Origin of the sequence: Saccharopolyspora rosea, from assembly GCF_025643595.1 — a bacterium.
GTDB classification, from domain to species: Bacteria; Actinomycetota; Actinomycetes; order Mycobacteriales; family Pseudonocardiaceae; genus Saccharopolyspora; species Saccharopolyspora rosea.
This window is the reverse complement of record NZ_CP102826.1, coordinates 3,683,574-3,701,788: the sequence shown is the minus strand read 5'-3', so window position 1 is coordinate 3,701,788 and position 18,215 is coordinate 3,683,574. Positions and strand designations below refer to the sequence as shown.

The window sequence follows — 18,215 nt, the reverse complement described above, 5'->3', positions numbered from 1 at the left end:
CCGCAAGGCGGTCTCCTCGTGATCGAGATCCTCCGGCGGCGCCGCTCGAAACAGGCGGCGAAGCAGCCGCAATGCTGCCAGACCGAGAAAGAGATCTTGTGCGGGGGTTCTTCATGATCAACGGGCGTTGGTGCGTGCGCCCGCTCCTTTTTCCGAGCGGTTCAGGGGAGCCGTGGGGTGAGCGCGAGTCTTGTGCGCTCACCCCACCGTTGTTCTCAGTTCTGGGATCCGGTCGTGTATCAGGTGATGGCGAGGGTGTCGATGCGGCCGGATCGGCGGCCGATGTGGACGGTCGGGCTGGTGGTGCCGTGGCCGGTGGTGATCGCGGTGACGGGGTCGTCGTCGCGGAGGCCACCAGCCGGGCGGATTTCGTCGCCGGGCCTGGTCGATGACGTGATTCGCCAGACCAGCACGTTGCCGTCCTGGTCGCCGCTGATCAGCGTTGCGCGGTGGCCGGGTGCCCAGGCGAAGGCGGTCACGGCGGTTTGGTGGCCGGTGAGGACCACCCCGGCGCGGCCGGTGGGTCCGCGGCCGGAGAAGTCCCAGCAGGTGAGGACTTCGGCGGATTCGCAGGCCATCCAGCGACCGCCGTCTTCGAAAGCCAGGTGTGAGACGGTGGCAGGGAAGCCGGACATCTGGAAATCGGAGCCGTCGTCGACCTTCCAGCCGTGCAGGGTGGCGTCCTGGCTGCCGCCTACGACCCAGCGGCCGTTCGGTGCGGCGGTCAGTCCGGAAATCGCGCCGGGTGCTTCCAGGGTGTTGGTGATCCGGTCGGTCTCGGGTTCGAAGATCGTCACGCCTCGGTAGGACGACGCCGCCACGCGCAGGCGGCCGCGCGGCCACAGCACGTTGGTGACGGTGCTGGAAAGCGGAGCGGAGTTCCAGCGGGCCCGCCCTGAGCGGTCGAGCACCCGCACCCGCCTGCCGTCGGCGACCGCGAGCGACTGGGAGCGGCGGTCCCAGGCGGCCGAGGCCGACCATCCGGCCTGCTCGGTGTGCAGGACGGCGCCATCGGTAGCGCTCCACAGCCGTCGACTTCCCACTCCTAGCGCGGCGATCCGGGTGCCGTCCGGGCTCGCTGCGACCGTTAGCAACGCGTCGTCGAGATCTCGTTCGTAGCGCGTGGAGCCGTCCGGGTCGAACACCTCGACCGCACCTTCGGATCCTCCGGCGACCACGGCGTCCGGGTTGCCGGTGCCGCCTGGCAGGACGTCGAGCGCGACCACGGGTTCGCCGAGGTCGGCTTGCCAGCGGGGTTTCAGCGAGCTGTTCTCGGTGGTCGTCATGCCGTGGCCTCCGCGGTGACCGGTTCCAGGCATTCGCGAAATTCCCGCTCCAGTTGGGCGCGGTCGAGGTTGCGGCCGATGAACACCATGCGGTTCCGGCGCGGTTCGCCGTCGCGCCAGGGCGCGCCGAGGTTGCCGTCGTGGAGCATGTGCACGCCCTGGAAGACGTAGCGCTGGTCCGATCCGGCGAGGTTGAGGATTCCCTTGCTGCGGAACAGATCCGTGCCGCGCTCGCCGAGCAGCACGCCCAGCCACTCGTTGAGCTTCTCGACGTTGACCGCGCCGTCGGTCTCGATGCCGACGCTGGTCACGGTGAGGTCGTGCTGGTGGTCGGAGTCGGTGAGGAACTCGGGTTCGTCGGCGAGGATCTTGTCCAGGTCGAACGCCCGCACGCCGAGGATCTCGTCGAGGTCGACGTCGCCGCGCTGCGCGGGGAGGATCCGCACGCCGGCGTTGATGGCCTGGATCCGCTTGCGGACGGTTTCGATATCCGCCGCATCGACGAGGTCGGTCTTGTTGAGAACGACGCGGTCGGCGAAGGCGAGCTGCTCGACCGCTTCGTTCTCGGTGCCTTCGGGCTTGTCGTCGTCGAGGTGCTGGGTGATGTGCTTGGCGTCGACGACGGTCACGATCGCGTCCAGGCGCAGCTGGGAGCGCAGAGTGTCGTCGACGAAGAAGGTCTGTGCGACCGGGGCGGGGTCGGCGAGGCCGGTGGTCTCGATGAGGATGGCGTCGAAGCGGTCCTTGCGTTTGAGCAGCGCGCCGAGGATGCGGATCAGGTCGCCGCGGACGGTGCAGCAGATGCAGCCGTTGTTCATCTCGAAGACTTCTTCTTCGGCGTCGAGCACGAGCCCGTCGTCGATGCCGACCTCGCCGAACTCATTCTCGATCACGGCGATCCGCTTGCCGTGGTTCTCGGTGAGGATTCGGTTGAGCAGGGTGGTCTTGCCGGATCCGAGGAATCCGGTGAGCACGGTGACCGGTACGCGGTTGTCGGTGTCGTTCATCGCGGCGTGTTCTCCCCGTCGGGGTTGTCGGTCAGGGTCTGGCGGACGGTCTCGTCATCCACTTCGGACAGAGGGGCGTGGATCGTCCAGCGCCTTGGTGTTGCGCCTAGCACGGCGATTTTGGTCTCGATCGGTGGGCACCCAGGTTCGGCGCAGGCGAGTTCCTGCACCGTTACCGCCGCCTGCTGGTCGAGGCCGAGTGTGGTGTGCACCAGGTCCGCGATCTCGCCCGCGCGATCGGCGCGAGCGGAGTCCGGCCGGTTCGATCGGCCTAGTAGTCGGTCCAGCGCTTCGTTCATCGCACCTCGCAGGTCTCTTCTGAACTCGGCCTAGATGATAACGACAATCATTTTCATTACGCCGCGTGGGGTGCGGCCACGAGGTCGCGCTGGCGTCGCGCAGGAGATCGGTGATGCGGTGGCCGATCAGATCGCGGTCGACCTGGGCACGCTGCAACCGGCGAAAACGCAGGAATTCACCGCCAACGCAAAGCGGTTCCATGCCGGTGTCCGACGGCTCCAAGACCTGGCCACCCTCACCACCTGGCTTTGAGGACAGGCCCTAGCGCAGCGCGGCGTCCTTGGTTTCCGGTGCCCACAGCACGGCCGTGACCAGCCCGGCGACCAGCACGAGGGCGAGCGCGAGCATGGTCGGCGAGAAGCCGAGTGAGTCCAGGCTGAGCGGCAGCAGGAAGGTACCGATGGCGGAGCCGACGCGGCTCAGACCGTTGAGTAGGCCGACGCCGGAGCTGCGCAGGTCGGTGGGGAACAGTTCGGGCGGATAGACCTGGTCGAGGTTGACGGCCGCGGACATGGTGAAGGTGAAGATCAGGAACAGCGGGAACAGGAGCGCCGTGGGTGCGTCCGGCCAGACCGCCATCGGCGCCAGGGATGCGGCGAGCATGGCGAACGACCAGATGATCAGCCCGCGCCGGGTCATCTTCGCCACCAGCCAGAGCCCGCCGAGGCTTCCGGCGAGCAGGAACAGGTTGAGCAAGCCGTCGCTGGACGTGTCTTCCTGCCCCACGCCCATCTTGAGGACCAGCGGCAGGAAGGTATAGATCGCGAAGTACGGGATGACTTGGGCGTTGTAGAAAATCGCGCCGAAGGCGGTGTTGCGCCAGTGGCGACGCCCGAACAGTTCCCGGTAGCGGGCCGTGCGCCGGCCGGAGTCCGCGTCGACGAGTGAGTCGAGACTGTGCTCGTCACCACCGAGCCGGCGGACGACCGCGCGCGCCTGATCGACCTTGCCCCGGGCCAACAGCCAGCGCGGGGATTCCGGGACCCCGATGCGCAGCAGCACGACCGCGATCGCGGGCAGGCAACTCGTGGCCAGCAGCCAGCGCCAGGACTCGCCGCCGAGTGAGACCATGTAGTTGCCGAGGAAGAAGGCCACCACATAACCGACGGTCCACAGGACGGTCAACGAAGCCAGCAGTTTACCGCGGTAACGGCGCGGCACGAACTCGGCGACCAATGTGGGGCCAAGCGCATAATCAGCCCCGATTCCGATCCCGATGAGCAGGCGCAACACGAACAACTGTGCCGGGGCGGTGACGAAGAATTCGGCGGCCGAGGCGACCGCGATCAGCAGGAAGTCCAACATGTACAGGCGCTGCCGGCCTATGCGGTCGGCGGCCCAGCCGACCACGATGCTCCCGACGAAGATCCCGAGCAGCGCGGACGCGCCGAGCAGCCCTTCCCATACCGAGCCGAAACCCAGTTGGCCGGCGATCACCGGCAGGGCGATGCTGATGATGCCAAGCTCGTAGCCGTCGGAATAGTTGGCGCAGAATGTGAGCGCGGTAATCCGGAGATGGAAACGATTGAGTGGGACGTCGTCGAATGCGGTAACGGTGGTGTCAGTCGGGGAGGAAGAGCTCCTGGCGGGCGGCATAGTCTTCGAACGCCTCCAATCGCTTCTGCGCGGCCGCGCCGGCGGCGTCGGCCATCGCCTCGACCAGCGCCACGGTCAGTGAGGTGACCGCGGCGTGGGAGTCGAACACGAACTCCGAGCCGACACCGGCGCTGAGCACCTCGTCGGCGTCCGGCGTCAACAACGACACCGGCTTGTCCGTGATCAGAACGCTGCGCAGGCCGAGTTCTTTGGCCTGCACCAAGGAGTCCCGGCTCTCCCGTGGGTAGCGGGGAAGCGCGAACACGACCACCACCCGTGCACCACACCGGTGGGCGTGCCGCAGGTGGTCGCCGAGCACGCTGCCGGCGTCGGTCAGCACTCGGACGTCGGGGTGGATCTTCGCGGCGAGGTAGCCGAACGATGCGGCCTGGGCGGCGGATACCCGATTTCCCAGTACCACCAAGGGATCCGACTCCACCAGGCTGGCACCGAGCCGGAGCAGGCGCGCGTCGTCGGCGAGCTGCTCGCGCAGCGCGTTCAGACGCCGGATGTCCGCGTCGACTCCGGCCTGGAACTTGTTGCCGGTGGCGGGCGCATCGGCGGCCGAGTCACGCAGGTACCGGCGGAACTCGGCGTAGCCGTCAAAACCGAGTAGTGCGACGAACCGGGTCACCGACGGCTGGCTGACCCCGGCATACCGCGCCAATTCCGTGCTGCTGAGCGCCGCCGCGACGGTGGGGTGAGCGGCCAGGTAGCTGGCGATCCTCCGCTGCGCCGGGGTGAGCCGGTGCGTGGCGAGCAGGTCGTGCAGCGACCGGGTCACCCGGTACCTCCTTGCCAGATCAACGAATGAATAGTTTCATGAAACAGTAGGCATGAATGAATATCTGTCAAGCGAGGTGCGATGATCGACGACAGCCGGATCGAGATCACCGGGACCGACCTGCGTTGCGGGGACGTGGTCCGGGTCGCGCACCGTCGGGCGTGGGCCGAGCTGCAGGATGACGCGGTGACCCGCGCGGACAGGGCCCACCGGCTCGCCGTCGAACTCGGCGCGACACGGGCGGTCTACGGCCGCACCACCGGTGTCGGTGCCAACCGGCACACCGTCGTGGACCCGGACGCCGCGGATCAGCACGGGTTGCGGTTGCTGCGCAGCCACGCCGGCGGCACGGGTGAGCCGCTGGCCGATGACGTGGTCCGCGCCGCGATGCTCATCCGCCTCAACCAGCTCGCCGCTGCCGGCAGCGGCGTGCACCCCAGGGTGTTGCGCACGTTGGAAACCGCGCTGCGCGTCGGTGCCGTCCCACTGGTGCACTCGCGCGGCGCGATCGGCACCGGCGATCTCACGGCGCTCGCCGAGATCGCGCTGACCCTGGCCGGCGAGCATCCCTGGTCGGTCGGCGCGCTGAACCCGATCGCGATCAGCCCCGGCGACGCGCTGGCGTTCATCTCCAGCAACGCGGCCACGCTGGCCGAAGCCGTCCTCGCCTGGCACGAACTCACGCGCGTGCTGGCCGCCAGCCACGTGGTCACCGCACTCAGTTTCTGCGCGCTGGGTGGTTCGCCCGAAGCGTATTCCGAGCGGGTGCACGCCGCGCGCCCGCACCCCGGCTCGATGCGTTGTGCGGTCGAAATGCGCCGCCTGCTGGGCATGGACGGCGAGCTCACACCCGGCCAACGGCTGCAAGACCCGTTCGGCCTGCGCGCCTTTCCCCAGGTGCAGGGGCCTGCGCTGGACGCCGCCGCGGCCGTCGAGCAGGTGCTCACCATCGACCTCAACGCGGCCGCGGAAAACCCGCTCATTGACATCGAAACCGAGCAGGCGTACCACCACGGGCAGTTCTCCACCGCACACCTCGCGTTGGTGTTCGACCACCTGCGCGCCGCGCTGCACCACGTGGCCGAACTGTCCGCGGCCCGGCTCAGTGACCTCGTCGAACCCGATCTCACGGGCCTGCCGGCGTTTCTCGCCCAGGGGCCGGCCGGCAGCTCCGGGATCATGATCCTGGAATACGTCGCACACGACGCGCTCGCCCAACTCCGGCACGCGGCCGCCCCGGTCACCCTCGGCACCGCGGTGATCTCACGCGGGCTCGAAGACCACGCCAGCTTCTCCACGCACGCCATCCGCGCCACCGTCACCGCCACCAGCGCCTACCGCACCGTTCTCGCCTGCGAGCTGCTGGGGGCCGTTCGAGCGCTACGACTCGCCGAGCGAGAACTTCCTCATACGCGCCTGCGCGATGCCTACGAACACGCGACCGCCGCGCTCCCGCACATCCCGCACGACCACCCACTGACCACGGAAATCCAGCAAGCCGAACGAATCCTGCCCACCCTCGCCGACTCGTAGCATCCCGTCTCCGCGACCGCGGCGGCCGGCGGGTCGTTTTCGTCCTCGACGGCCTTGACGAACGACTGCGGTAAGGCGTCAGCTCGCCGGCACGGCGCTGGCTTCACATCGCCGACCGGGGCTCAGTCCTCGCCGCTGGCTGCCGGCTTCATGCCGGCGCTCGGGTGATGGTGAACATGCCGAGGTCGGTCGGTTCCAGGGCGTGCGGTCGCAGGCCTGCTCGGGCGAGTTCGTCATGCAGCGCGGATTCGTTGACCAGGTGCCAGGTGTAGTTCAGCGCCCGTTCGTCGACGAGGTCTTCGCCTTGGTAGGTGCGATAGGTCATGTGCCAGGTCAGCGTCGCATCGCTGGTCGCTCGGGCTCGTGCTCGGACTTCGTAGCGCCGGCGTCCTACCTGCCTGGTCGCTGCCACTGCTTCCGGAATGTCGACCGGTTCGGACGGAGGCTGGAGGTTGAGCACCGCCTGGCCTCCGGGTGCGAGACGTGTGGCGAGCAGCTCCCAGAACGCCTGGCGTTCGGTCGGGGAGAAGTGGCCGATGACGTTCATGGCGATCACCAGGCCCAGCTGTTCGGGCAGGTCCGCGGCCAGGAGCTTGTCCGGGAGGACGGTCACTCGCTCGCGCAACGAGTCGTCGGCGTTGACCCTGGCGAGCAGTGCTGTGCGCAGGCTGGTGGAGGGTTCCACCGCGAAGATCTCGGCTTCCGGGATCGCGTCCGCGAGCACCGCGGTTCCGCAGCCGCTTCCGGCGCCGACGTCCACCACGGGGCCGGGGGCAGTCGCCTTGATCGCTTCGGTCAGGGCTGGGGCGAGGTCGTTCCAGAACGGGCTGATCAGGAGGTCGATGAACTCGGCGGATTCGGCGTATTCGTCGTTCACGGGGTTCCTCGGTTCAGTTCGGGTTGGTGTGGTTGGTGTTCTGGAGTCGTCGCAGGCGTTGGGGGAGCGATCCGACGGCCAGCGGGCTGGTTTCGAGCCAGCGCGTCAACACCGCGACGTCATCGGCGGTTTCGACGGGGCCGACGACGATGACGGGGCCCAAGGGCTTGCGGGTGTCGGTGCATCGCTGCACCAGCACGACCTGACCTGCGCCGCGCGATGCCGAGGTCTTCCTGGTGTGGCACCACATCTGGCTGAACGGGCAGGTCGTGCGGACGAGGACTGCGTGGGGGAGGCGGCGAATCGTTTCCTTGAGCGCTGCGAGCAACGTGCGCTCCCCGTTGTCTTCGCAGCTGTCGCAGACGATCGCGGTGAGACCGCTGCGGGAGTTGTTCTCGGCGTGGGGTGCCGCGGAAGCCATGGATGTCCTTGGTATCGCTGCCTTGGTGGTCACTGGTCCGTCGGGTTCTGGGCGAGGTGCCAGGCTGGGAACGGATCGGGAAAGCGCGCCCACGCGGGCGGTCCGGCCGCCAGTTCCTCGTCGGTGAGCGTGGCGTCGTCGAGCGCTGCGGTCAGGCTGTCGTGGTCGAGGTCCAGGCCGATGAACGCGATGTCCTGGCCGAGTGCGAGCAACTCCGCGTCCTCGCTGGCGTGGCCGTCCCGGCCGAGCGGTGTGAACGAGAGCATGTGCCCGGTCTGCTCCCACTGCGCGACGATGTCCGGACGGGTGGCGAGACGGCAGAATCCGGCCGAGCGCACCAGGGTGCCGAATTCGCCGAGCTCGACTCGTTCGTCGAGCAGGCGCTGAAGGCGCTCGGGGTGGAACGGGCGGAAGTTCTCGTAGCGGAACGCGCTCACGCGAAGGTCGGTCATGTGCGGTTCGAACTCGCCGTTGAGCAGGCACACCCATCCCGGCCGGTCCTGGTCGGCGGTGTAGGCCGCGGTCGGTACCGGGGCTTGAGGTGCTCCGTGGTGCAAGCGCAGGACAGCGCGGGGACTGAGGTGGGAGGCCAGAGCCAACAGCGTCGCCAGTTCCGCGGTGGCGATCGGTTCCCAGTTCACGATCACGAGGTGTGAGGCGAACTCCAGATGTGCCGCGGTCAGCAGTGCCCGTGCCGTGAGGGTCTGCCCGCTCTCGTTCGGCTGGGCGACGTAATCGTCACTGCCGAGATCGGTGAGCAGGTGCGCGGCGTCCACGACGCAGATCACCGCGTCCAGCCTCACAGTCGGTAGCGCGGGATCGGCCGTGAGCACGCCGATGAGCTCGGTTACTGAGACTTGTTCGGGGACGTCCACGACCGCACCCCTACCTGCACAAGGCCACCTCGCTCTGGCGGCCACCTCCTGCGCGACCTCGGTCGCGTCCGGCCGGAGGAAGGAGGCGATGAGGACGTGTCCGGTCGTCTCGGCCAGCTGTTTCGCGTACCGCGCGCGTTGCCGCGCGCACGCGCCGACCACCGCGATCACGTTCACCGTGTCCATCCGGCATCCCTCATCTCCTCGTCGACTCGACGCACGGATACTACGATAATGAAAATCATTATCAACAGGAAGGTGCGGGCGTCCGTGAAGTCGTTGAAGAACCAGCCCGACGCACAGGTCGTGCGCCGACGGGGGAAGGTCTACGTCATCAACAAGCTGAACCCGCGGTTCAAGGGCCGGCCGGGATGAGGTGATCGCTACTGTCGATGTTCGCCAGTGGCTCGGCCCTGTATGGAAAGCGACTGGACGAGTGGGTCGCCTTGGAGTGCTTCGGCGATGTCTGCGGGATCTAGCACGCTGTCCGCGAAGTGCGCTCCCGGGTTGATCTTCTCCTGGAGGACGGCTTCGGCGGTCAGTGCCGCGACCACTCCGCTGAGCTGGTACGGGTCGCGGGTGCGCAGTGTCAGCGACGGTGGCACGCCGGCGGCGGTGGGGACGAGGGCGGTCAGCACGTAGTACGGGTCGCGCTCCTGCAGATCCGATTTCGCCGCCTGCGTCAGCGGTTCGACGTAGTCGTCCCTGAATTCGGGGTCGTCCGCCCAAGCCATCGCCAAGGTCGTCGGAATGGCCTCGGAGGCGTAGGCCGTGTAGAAGCGCAGTTCGTCGAGGCTGAGGTCCGCTGCCATTCGGGTGCTCTCGGTTGGCAGGAAGGGCATCGCGTCGACGGGTTCGGGAAAGCCTGTTGGCTGGACCGAGCGCAACTGGGTCTCGTGATCGGCGGTGGGCCCGCGGGGCTCAGCGCCGCGCTCGTGCTGGGCCGGCAGCGGCGCCGGGTGCTGGTCGCCGACGGCGGCCAGGTCCGCAACGCGCCAGCGGACGAGATGCACATGTACTTGAGCCGCGACGGGTTCTCGCCGCACGAGCTGTTGGCACTGGGGCGCGCAGAGCTGGCCGCCTACCCCGGTGTCGAGCTGCGCCAGGACCAGGTCGCCTCCGTTTCCGGTGACATCGACGACTTCACCGTGGAATTCGCCGACGGGACCAGGGAACGGGCGCGCCGGCTGGTCCTGGCGACCGGCCAGGTGGACGAGCCCTACGACATCCCGGGCGTGCCGGAGCGATTCGGCCGCAGCATCTTCCACTGCCCCTTCTGCCACGGCTGGGAGGCCACCGGCAAAACCCTTGCGGTGCTCGGCCGCGACGTCCCGCAGGTGATGCTCGGGCTGTACCTGGCTGATCGCCACAGCGACGACGTGGTGGTGGTGACCCACGGTGCGCACGAATTGCCGGACGAGGTGATCGCCAAGCTCGCGGCACGCGGAGTGCAGGTGCGCACCGAGTCGCTGGCGAAGGCGACCGGGGAACTCGACGCGCTCCAGTTGCACTTCGCCGACGGATCGGTGCTGAAGCGGCAGGCCCGACCTCGTCCAGGACGTGGTCGCCGGTGTCCGCAGTCGGCTCGACGAGCGTCCGTTCGTCCTGTTCGGACACAGCCTCGGGGCAACCGTCGCCTACGAAACAGCGCAAGCCCTGCGCCGAGAACTGGGGCGGGAACCGAGCCGCCTGTTCGTCTCGGCAAAAGAACCCCCGCAACACCACCGAGCCGAAGACTTCCACCGGCGTTCGGATGAGGACCTCTGCGGCGAGCTCGCCAGGCTCATGCCCGACCGCGCGGATGTGCTGGTGCAACCAGAGGTCCGCGGCCTTCTCCTCCCCGCGGTCCGCGCGGACTACCGGGTGAACGAGACCTACCGGCCTGCGAGCTCGCAACCTCCGCTCGAATGCCCGATCACGGCATTCTTCGCCGCAGACGACCCCGAGACCACCGTGGCGGAGGTGCAGGACTGGCGACAGCTCACCCGGAACCGGTGCGACCTCGTGGTCCTCCCCGGCGATCACTTCTACCTGGTGCCGCGCCGCAGTGAAGTCCTGTCCACGATCCGCCAGGCAGTGTCAGCTCTCCTGTAGGGCGCTCGGGATCAGCGGGTGCGTGATCGTCCTGGCGCTTTGTGCGACGTTGAGTGCAGCCGATCAGCGCTTGCCGCACATCGCAGCTGGTGTGTCCTGCTTCGCGGAAAGCCAGCCGCGGTAGCGGCGCAGTGCGCGTCGTTGCTGGCGTTGTTCGCATGCCAGGGCGTACGCGGGGTGGGTGCCGGGTGCCCTGCCGCGCGTCGGGTGCCGGGACAGCGACTCGGCGAGGCTGGTCTTGCCGACACCCGGTTCACCGACCAGCAACACCCAGCCCGCACACGCAGCTCGCATGGGGCGCGAGTCGGCGGCGTAACGCGGCGACCTGCGGAGACGGCCTAAGCATCGGCTGCTCTCGGTGTCGACCACGGTGTATTCGTGGGTGTCACTCCGTTGTTCTGCGGGCCAGCTCGCGCTTGAGGATCTTTCCGGTTGCGGTCATCGGCAGGCTGGGGACGAACTCGACGATGCGCGGGTACTTGTAAGACGCCATCTGGTCCTTGCCCCACGCGATGAGCTCGTCGGGGGTGAGGGACGCGCCGGGCTGGAGGATGACGAAGGCCTTGATCTCCTCGCCGTGGCTGTCGTGGGCGACGCCGATGACGGCGGCCAAGCTGACCTCCGGATGTTTCATGAGGACTTCTTCGACCTCACGCGGATACACGTTGAAGCCGCCCCTGATGATGAGGTCCTTCGAGCGGTCGACGATGTAGTAGAAGCCGTCCTCGTCGCGTCGTGCGAGGTCGCCGGTGCGGAAGAGAGGATGGCCGCCGTGTCGGTCGGCTCGGTCGGTATTGAGTCGAACGTTGTGCCATGGCCGACGAGGGCACTGCCGAGCGTCTCGACGCCGTCGATGGGACTGCGGGCGGCCGGGTCGTCGGTGATGACGAAGAAGTGCTCGACCGGGTCGACCTGTTTGAAGCCGGCGAAGCCCTCGGCGCACAGGGGCAACTCGGGGGTGCCCTCGAAGCAGAAATAGGCCTTCACGTCGGCGTCGTCCAGGTGGTAGGCGATCTCGCGGTCTTTCAGGAGCACGTTGAGCGGGACGACAGCCGCGCCGGTCTTGAGGATGCCGTAGTAGACGACCGGGAAGTGCGGCAGGTTCGGGCAGCTGAGGGCCACTCTGTCACCGGGGCGGATCCCGCGCTCCACGAGCAGGTTCGCGACCTGGTTGGCCGCGGCGTTCACCTGGCTGTAGGTCAGGCGGGTCGGGCCCAGTACCACAGCTTCGCGGTCGGGGTACTTGCGGGCGGAGTCTTCGAGCAGCATCGACAGGTTCAGCATCGTGATTCCTCATGAGCCTCGCGGCGGGCTTGCTCGCCCGCGGTTGGAACGGGGGGTCCGCTCGTTGGCCCGAGCGCGGCCGTGTACGTCGTCATCGCGGTCGGTCGACGAAGATGTCGTACTTGAGTTCCCCTGTGCCGCCGTACGAGGACAGGTCGGTGACTCCGGCGTCCCGGAGCACCTCGACGTCGAGGAATGTGTTGCCGGTGCACTCGTTTGCGGGCCGGTCGAGGATCATGCCGGCGGCATCGGCCACGATCTCGGGCGAGCGTGACCTGTCGATCGCGGCGTCGCCGCCGAGGATGTTCTTCACCGCGTCAGTGGCGATGTAGGTCTCGGGCCACAAGCAGTTGGCGGCCACGCCGTGTTCGGCGTACTCCGCCGCCCACCCGAGGGTCAGGATCGTCATGCCGTACTTGGCCATCGTGTAAGCCGGGTGCTTCCCGAGCCAGGCGGGGGACAGGTTGAGGGGTGGGCTCAGCGAGAGGATGTGCGGGTTGGTCCCCTTGCGCAGATGGGGGAGGGCCTTGCTGGAGAGCAGGTAGGTGCCGCGCAGTTGAATGTCGGTCATCAGGTCGAACCGCTTCAGCGTCAGCGTGTCTGTGCCGTCGATCGCCAGCGCGGAAGCGTTGTTGACCACGATGTCGATGCCTCCGAACCTGTCCACGCCTCGTTCGACAGCTCGCTGCACCGATGCCTCGTCGCGGACGTCCCCGACGACGGCAAGCGCACTGCCGCCAGCGGCCTCGATCTCCGCGGCAGCGGTGTGGATGGTGCCGGACAACCGAGGGTCCGGAGTGTCGGTCTTGGCCAGCAGAATCACGTTGGCGCCGCGGCGGGCGGCGGCGATGGCGATCGCCAGGCCGATGCCGCGACTGCCGCCCGACATGAGCATGGTGCGTCCCGCGAGGCTCATCCGGTGATCTCCTTGCCGAAGATGTCGCGAGCGATGATCCATTTCAGGATTTCGTTGGTGCCTTCGTAGATCTCCCCGATCTTGCTGTCGCGGTAGATCGCCTCGACCGGACCCGGCGTGCCGTCGGCGCCGAGCTCCCGAGCGAAGCCGAGACCACCGAACGCCTGGACCGCATCGCGGGCCATGTCGACCGCCAGCCGGCTTCTGTACTGCTTCGCCATCGCGGCTTCCGGTTCGGGGAACGCCTCGCCGGCGTCACGGCGCAGCGCGGCCTTGAGGTAGAGGTTGCGGGCGTTCTCGATCTCCGTGGCGCGGTCGGCCATCAGGAACTGCCAGTGCTGGTTGGTGGCCAGTTTTCGCCCGAACGCCTCCCGCGTCGATAGGTGCGCGACAGCGTGGTCGAAGGCGGCCTGGGCCATGCCGACACCGGCGGCGGCGATGCCGATGCGGCCAAGCGTGAGCGTGGCGAGCGCGTGACGGAGTCCGTGCCCAGGCTGGCCGCCGAGCAAGCAGTCGCTTGCCAGCTCGACGTCCTCGAACCACACGTCGGCGGTGAGCTGGCCGCGGTTGCCCATCTTCTGGTCGGGTTCGCCGACTCGAACTCCGGGCAGGGAAGTGTCGACGACGAACATCGAGAGCCGGTCGCCGGTGCGGGCGAGGGTGACGACGAGTCCTGCGACCGGCGAGTTGGAGATCCAGCGCTTGCGGCCGTTGAGGATCCAGGCGTCGCCGTGCTGGACGGCGATCGTCTGGACCGCGTGCGGGCTCAGGTCGGAGGATGCGTCGGGCTCGGTGGTGGCGAAGGCGCCGACGACGGAGCCGTTGGTGACCTGGGACAGCCACTGTTGTTGCTGTGCTGGGGTGCCGTGGGTCAGTGCATTGCCGGCCAGGATGCAGTGCACGTCGAACACCGCCGCGATGCTGCTGGAGTAGTACGCCAGCTCCTCGATCGCGACGGCGATCGCGGTGACCGGGTGCGCGAGGCCGTCGCCGCCCACCTCGGCGGCGAAGGGCACCCGGAACAGCCCGGCGGAGGCGAGACCGTCGAAGACGTCCCGGGGGAAGCCGTCGACGCGTTCGTCGCCGTCGGCGATCCGGCGTGCGGAGGGTGCGACCACGTCGGCGGCGATCTTGCGTGCGCGGTCCCGGAACTCCCGGATCTCCGCAGGGGAAAGCAGGTCGTGGTAGAGCCGGTCCGCCTGGCGGACCGGGGTGGGAAGGGCGGACATGGTGACCTTTCGGATGCGAGCGGAGGGTCAGCGGTACAGGCTCGCCCGAACCTGCTGCGCGGCGCGCTCACCCGAGGCGGCCGCGTCGGCGAGTGAGGGCATGTCGAGCTGGTAGTCGCCGGCCAGGTGGACGGGGCCGAGGGGCTCACGCAGCGTCGGCAGTGAGGCACGTCGGTCGGGTGGCCAGAACGGCACGACCCGCCGGTGACGTCGCACGAACGTGTCGCCGAGCTTTCCCTTGAGTTCGGGATAGAGCGCAACGAGGTCCGCGGTGAACCGGGCGACGATCTCGGAGTCGGTGAGCTCGAACAGCCGGTCGGCCACCGCGCCGCCGGCGAAGCAGGCCAGCGCGCCACCGGGCTTCCGCGGGCCGGGACCGCGCAGGGCCGCGGCGTGGTTGAACATCGCCTGGAACGACATCTGGGGCGTCGACACGGCGATGTAGTCGTCCCACAGCTGCGGCCCTTCTTCATGGGTGAAGAAGCCCACGACCACGTACCGGCCGTAGTGGATGTCGTCGAACGCCGCCCGGTACTCAGGCGGCAGGCCAGGCATGATCTTCACGGCCACATCGCCGGGAACGGCCACGATCGCACGGCGGGCGCGGATCCGAGCCGGTCCGTTGTCGTCCTCGTAGTCCACGACGACGCCGTCGTTGGTCCATTCGACCGACTTCGCCGGTGAGTTCAGGCGCAGGCGATCACCGAGGTCGGCCGCCAGGATGTCGGTGAGGGTTTGGTTTCCCCCTTCCGGCAGGGCGAAGTTCGGGACCTTCGCCGGGTCGGTCAGCAGGATCCCCATCGAGATGACGAACTGCGTCGCAGCCGTCTCCTCGGGCTCGCATCCCATCCACTGCCCGGACCAGGACCTGACCATGTCCCGGGCGACCTTGGAGCGGATTCCGCGGAGCACGTAGGAGGCGGATCGGGCGTCGAGCCTGGCCCGGACCCGCTTCGCCAGCTGGTTCTCCGGGTTCAACTCCAGGAATGGCACTGCCGCGAGGATGCGGGCTCCGACCGCCGCCAGCCCGACCCGGTCCAGGAAGCTCATCCGGGAGCGAACCATCAGGCCGAACGGATTGGAGGTGTCGATCTGCTTTCCGCGCAGCGCGAGGGCCACCTTCTTGCCCGCCAGCGTCCCCATGGTGATCTGGTGGCGTTCGAGGGCGTCGATCAGGGGACCGGTTCCCTCCGTGAACTGGGTGCCGAGGTTGATCCAGTAGTCGCCCTGGCGAACCGACTCCACACGCCCGCCGGCGCGGCCGGCTGCTTCGAGCACGACGACGTCCCGGTCGGCCAGGGTGGTCGCCGCCATCAACCCCGCCATGCCGGCGCCGACCACGACGATCTCGCGAGTCTCCGCACGCACGTCTGCTGATGCCGTCATGAGATCTCCTCGTCGATGCGGCCGATTCCGGGAGCGACGGCCTGTCCGCCGATCATGACGCCGGGGTAGCCGCGCTTGGCGATTTCGGTGCAGATGCGGCGGTACTTGCCGACGCCACCGACGTAGCCGAGGAAGGTCGTCGGCTTGCCGTCCACATTGGAGCCGCGGTACCAGGAGTCGGTCGTCGCGTAGAGCGTCTGGTTGACCGTGGTCTCGGTGATGTTCCCCCAGTCGTCCTGGGCCTGCGTGGTGGGTTCGACGACCTCGCGGCCCGTGGTCCTGGCATAGGTGATCAGGTCGGCGATCCAGTCGACCGCCTGCTCGATCGTGACCGCGACGTTGCTCGCCAGCGCCGGGCTCTGCGGGCCCCCGACCATGAAGAAGTTGGGGAATCCGGCGGTCATGATGCCCAAGTAGGTGCGCACCCCGTCACGCCAGGCGTCCCGCAGTGTGCCGGCGTGCGGCGTGGTGACGTTGAGCGCGAACAGTGGCCCGGTGAAGGCGTCGAAACCGATGGCGAGGACGATGGCGTCCACGTCGTAAGACCCGCCTTCGGTGACGATGCTGCCGGAGGTCATGGTCGTGATCGGTTCTTCGCGCAGCGAGACGAGCGAGACGTTCGGACGGTTGAACGTCTCGTAGTAGCCGGTTCCGAAACAGCTGCGCCGTGCGCCCAGGGGAAACTGGGGCTCCAAAAGGGACGCGGTCCGTGGATCGTGGACGATCTGCCGGATCTTCTGGCGCATGAACTCGGCCGCGGTCTCGTTGGCCCTGCGGTCGGTGAGGAGGTCGGCGAATTCCGCGCCCACGCCGAGGAATCCGCTGCGCTCGTAAGCCTCCTCGTAGCGCCGCTGACGCTCCTCGTCGGAGACGTCGAAGGCGCGGTCGGTCACCGGACGGTCCGGGATGCCGCCGGGGGAGTGCCGGCACTCCTCGCGGATCGCGGGATACCTGTTCTTGATCTCCGCGACGGTCTCCGGGGGCAATGTGGCGTTGCGGGCCGGGAAGACCCAGTTGGGAGTCCGCTGGAACACGGTGAGGTGCTCGGCCACCTCAGCGATGAGCGGGATGCACTGCACGCCCGACGATCCGGTGCCGATGACCGCGACCCGCTTGCCGGCGAGGTCGTCGAGCGAGATGTTCCAGCGGCTCGTCGACACGGTCAGCCCGGTGAAGTTCTCCATGCCGGGCACGTCGGCGTCCTTCGGTGTGGAGAGCCCGCCCGAGGCGGCCACGAGGTAGCGACCACGGCGGGTCTCGCCGGAGTCGAGGGTCAGCTCCCAGACCTGCTCGTCGGCAAGCCAGTTCGCCGCCACCACCGTGGTGTCGAACCGGAAGTGCCGGCGCAGGTCGAAGCGGTCGGCGACGTGGTTGAGGTAGCGCAGAATCTCGGACTGCGGGGCGAAACGCTCGCTCCAGGTCCACTCCTGCTGGAGCTCCTCGCTGAACGAGTACGAGTAGTAGATGCTCTCGACGTCGCACCGCGCGCCCGGATAGGTGTTCCAGAACCAGGTACCGCCAACGTCGGGTGCCTTTTCGTATCCGGCGAACGTCCAGCCCTGCTCGGCTGCCTTGTATGCGGCGTACAGGCCGGAGAACCCGGCACCGACGCACAGGATGTCGACAACGTGGCCGGTGGAGTTGGTGTTGGTCATGGCCTCTGCCTTCTCGTGGTCTGGATGTGTCGACAGGCCACAGCGAGGTAGTCAATGGTCTGAGTCAGGTGACCAAGAAGGTAGCTGTGCGTTGTGACGACAGTCAATGCCTCGCGCTGGCGATGCCGCGCAGGTGCCGGACCACGTCATCGATCGCCGCGTCGGTCTTGCCGAAGACGCCGACCTCGGTGAAGAACCCGTGGAACACGCCCGAGTGGCGAATGGAGGTAGTGGGCACGCCGTCGTTTCGCAGCCGTTCGGCGTACGCCTCGGCGTCGTCGCGCAGCGGATCGACCTCGGCGGTGAGGATCAGGGCTGGCGGCAAGCCACGGAGGGACGCCGCCTTCATGGGGGCGGCGTACTGATCGACGTCGCCTTGGCGCTCGGAGCCGACGTACTGTTCCCACAACCACCGCGCGTCGGCCGCGGTCAGCAGGGGCGCGTCGGCGAACTGAGTCCAGGAGGGTCTGGCGAACCGGTCGTCGACCGCGGGGTAGACGAGGACTTGTGACGCGGGCAGTGCGAGTCCGCGGTCCCGGAGAGAGAGGCAGAGTGCGGCGGCGAGGTTGCCGCCCGCGGAGTCACCGCCGACGGCGATCAGGTCCGGATCGATGCCCAGATCGCCGGCTGACTCGCGGAGCCAGGTGAACGTGTCGAGCGAGTCTTCGAGGGCCGCAGGGTAGGGGTGTTCCGGGGCGAGCCGGTACTCCAGGGAGGGCACCTCCCATCCCGAACGTGCGGTGATGGCGCGGCAGACCTCGTCCACTCCGTCGAGGGTCCCGAGAACGAATCCACCGCCGTGGAGATACAGCAGCATCGGTCGCGGACTCATGGTTCGCGCACGGGGCGGTTGGTAGCGGCGTGCGCGAAGTTGTCCGGCACGGGTCGGCACGGCCACCTCCTCGACTCGGTCGAGGGGTGTCAGCGGAGAGTCGGGCGGCGCGCTCGCCAACAGCTCCCGGGCCGCCTCGG

General features: G+C 68.1%; 21 protein-coding genes and 1 pseudogene. 5 read left to right on the top strand and 17 right to left on the bottom strand.

Translation table 11 applies throughout. The annotated features are described in order from the left end of the window. Positions 1-239: 239 nt before the first annotated feature. Genes NV263_RS17295 through NV263_RS17285 form a run of 3 tightly spaced genes read right to left on the bottom strand, consistent with a single transcriptional unit; the run spans position 240 to position 2,592 of the window. The gene (locus tag NV263_RS17295) at positions 240-1,286 is read right to left on the bottom strand and encodes a WD40 repeat domain-containing protein (RefSeq protein ID WP_263247343.1); all 1,047 of its coding nucleotides are present in this window, start codon (positions 1,284-1,286) and stop codon (positions 240-242) included. Then, complete coding sequence (locus NV263_RS17290; RefSeq protein ID WP_263247342.1) at positions 1,283-2,293, bottom strand: CobW family GTP-binding protein; 1,011 nt, start codon at positions 2,291-2,293, stop codon at positions 1,283-1,285. Before NV263_RS17290 ends, NV263_RS17295 begins: the two co-directional genes overlap by 4 nt. Beyond that, positions 2,290-2,592 (bottom strand): hypothetical protein, encoded by a 303-nt coding sequence (locus tag NV263_RS17285; protein ID WP_263247341.1) that lies wholly within the window; start codon positions 2,590-2,592, stop codon positions 2,290-2,292. Before NV263_RS17285 ends, NV263_RS17290 begins: the two co-directional genes overlap by 4 nt. Positions 2,593-2,710: 118 nt before the next feature. On the opposite strand from NV263_RS17285, the gene NV263_RS17280 reads away from it, so the two are divergent. Then, the gene (locus NV263_RS17280; RefSeq protein WP_263247340.1) at positions 2,711-2,845 is read left to right on the top strand and encodes a hypothetical protein; all 135 of its coding nucleotides are present in this window, start codon (positions 2,711-2,713) and stop codon (positions 2,843-2,845) included. Positions 2,846-2,854: 9 nt separating this feature from the next. Here the strand turns inward: NV263_RS17280 and NV263_RS17275 are convergent, their stop codons facing one another. Beyond that, positions 2,855-4,189: an MFS transporter gene (locus tag NV263_RS17275; RefSeq protein ID WP_263247339.1), complete on the bottom strand. Its 1,335-nt coding sequence runs from the start codon at positions 4,187-4,189 to the stop codon at positions 2,855-2,857. Continuing rightward, positions 4,155-4,973 (bottom strand): MurR/RpiR family transcriptional regulator, encoded by an 819-nt coding sequence (locus tag NV263_RS17270; protein WP_263247337.1) that lies wholly within the window; start codon positions 4,971-4,973, stop codon positions 4,155-4,157. Before NV263_RS17270 ends, NV263_RS17275 begins: the two co-directional genes overlap by 35 nt. A gap of 81 nt (positions 4,974-5,054) precedes the next feature. On the opposite strand from NV263_RS17270, the gene NV263_RS17265 reads away from it, so the two are divergent. After that, positions 5,055-6,506, top strand: a complete 1,452-nt coding sequence (locus NV263_RS17265) for an aromatic amino acid ammonia-lyase (protein ID WP_263247336.1) — start codon at positions 5,055-5,057, stop codon at positions 6,504-6,506. A gap of 148 nt (positions 6,507-6,654) precedes the next feature. On the opposite strand, the gene NV263_RS17260 is transcribed toward NV263_RS17265, so the two are convergent. From NV263_RS17260 to NV263_RS17250, 3 genes are read right to left on the bottom strand one after another with little or no spacing between them, the layout of a single operon-like run. Continuing rightward, a complete protein-coding gene (locus NV263_RS17260) occupies positions 6,655-7,383 on the bottom strand; it encodes a class I SAM-dependent methyltransferase (RefSeq protein WP_263247335.1) in 729 nt (242 codons plus the stop codon). A gap of 13 nt (positions 7,384-7,396) precedes the next feature. Continuing rightward, complete coding sequence (locus NV263_RS17255) at positions 7,397-7,804, bottom strand: hypothetical protein (RefSeq protein WP_263247334.1); 408 nt, start codon at positions 7,802-7,804, stop codon at positions 7,397-7,399. Positions 7,805-7,833: 29 nt separating this feature from the next. Beyond that, positions 7,834-8,865: a GTP-binding protein gene (locus NV263_RS17250; protein ID WP_263247333.1), complete on the bottom strand. Its 1,032-nt coding sequence runs from the start codon at positions 8,863-8,865 to the stop codon at positions 7,834-7,836. A 48-nt stretch (positions 8,866-8,913) separates the two neighbouring features. On the opposite strand from NV263_RS17250, the gene rpmJ reads away from it, so the two are divergent. After that, the gene (rpmJ, locus tag NV263_RS17245) at positions 8,914-9,054 is read left to right on the top strand and encodes a 50S ribosomal protein L36 (protein WP_263247332.1); all 141 of its coding nucleotides are present in this window, start codon (positions 8,914-8,916) and stop codon (positions 9,052-9,054) included. An 8-nt stretch (positions 9,055-9,062) separates the two neighbouring features. On the opposite strand, the gene NV263_RS17240 is transcribed toward rpmJ, so the two are convergent. Beyond that, positions 9,063-9,566, bottom strand: coding sequence for a hypothetical protein (locus NV263_RS17240; protein WP_263247331.1), 504 nt, complete (start codon positions 9,564-9,566; stop codon positions 9,063-9,065). 9 nt (positions 9,567-9,575) lie between these two features. Between NV263_RS17240 and NV263_RS17235 the strand changes: the two are divergent. Together NV263_RS17235 and NV263_RS17230 are read left to right on the top strand one after the other, a co-directional pair. Next, positions 9,576-10,199, top strand: a pseudogene (locus tag NV263_RS17235) (NAD(P)/FAD-dependent oxidoreductase); the annotation flags it as partial. A gap of 40 nt (positions 10,200-10,239) precedes the next feature. Further along, complete coding sequence (locus tag NV263_RS17230; RefSeq protein WP_263247329.1) at positions 10,240-10,773, top strand: thioesterase II family protein; 534 nt, start codon at positions 10,240-10,242, stop codon at positions 10,771-10,773. A gap of 63 nt (positions 10,774-10,836) precedes the next feature. On the opposite strand, the gene NV263_RS17225 is transcribed toward NV263_RS17230, so the two are convergent. The 8 genes from NV263_RS17225 to NV263_RS17185 all read right to left on the bottom strand — a co-directional run bounded on the left by NV263_RS17225 (position 10,837) and on the right by NV263_RS17185 (position 18,075). Then, positions 10,837-11,067 (bottom strand): AAA family ATPase, encoded by a 231-nt coding sequence (locus tag NV263_RS17225; RefSeq protein WP_263247328.1) that lies wholly within the window; start codon positions 11,065-11,067, stop codon positions 10,837-10,839. Between the two features lie 91 nt (positions 11,068-11,158). Continuing rightward, positions 11,159-11,407, bottom strand: coding sequence for an AMP-binding enzyme (locus NV263_RS17220; RefSeq protein WP_263254246.1), 249 nt, complete (start codon positions 11,405-11,407; stop codon positions 11,159-11,161). Next, the gene (locus NV263_RS30725) at positions 11,404-12,057 is read right to left on the bottom strand and encodes an AMP-binding protein (RefSeq protein WP_345600858.1); all 654 of its coding nucleotides are present in this window, start codon (positions 12,055-12,057) and stop codon (positions 11,404-11,406) included. Before NV263_RS30725 ends, NV263_RS17220 begins: the two co-directional genes overlap by 4 nt. A gap of 91 nt (positions 12,058-12,148) precedes the next feature. Continuing rightward, positions 12,149-12,973, bottom strand: a complete 825-nt coding sequence (locus NV263_RS17205; protein WP_263247327.1) for an SDR family oxidoreductase — start codon at positions 12,971-12,973, stop codon at positions 12,149-12,151. After that, entirely contained in the window at positions 12,970-14,202 is a 1,233-nt protein-coding gene (locus NV263_RS17200; protein WP_263247326.1) for an acyl-CoA dehydrogenase family protein, read from the bottom strand. The genes NV263_RS17205 and NV263_RS17200 overlap by 4 nt, the downstream gene beginning before the upstream one ends. Positions 14,203-14,229: 27 nt before the next feature. Continuing rightward, the gene (locus tag NV263_RS17195) at positions 14,230-15,588 is read right to left on the bottom strand and encodes a flavin monoamine oxidase family protein (RefSeq protein ID WP_263247325.1); all 1,359 of its coding nucleotides are present in this window, start codon (positions 15,586-15,588) and stop codon (positions 14,230-14,232) included. Continuing rightward, complete coding sequence (locus tag NV263_RS17190) at positions 15,585-17,243, bottom strand: flavin-containing monooxygenase (protein ID WP_263247324.1); 1,659 nt, start codon at positions 17,241-17,243, stop codon at positions 15,585-15,587. The genes NV263_RS17195 and NV263_RS17190 overlap by 4 nt, the downstream gene beginning before the upstream one ends. A 103-nt stretch (positions 17,244-17,346) precedes the next feature. Next, positions 17,347-18,075 carry an alpha/beta hydrolase gene (locus NV263_RS17185; RefSeq protein WP_317630438.1) on the bottom strand — a complete coding sequence of 243 codons (729 nt, stop codon included), beginning with the start codon at positions 18,073-18,075 and terminating at the stop codon, positions 17,347-17,349. Positions 18,076-18,215 lie beyond the last annotated feature (140 nt).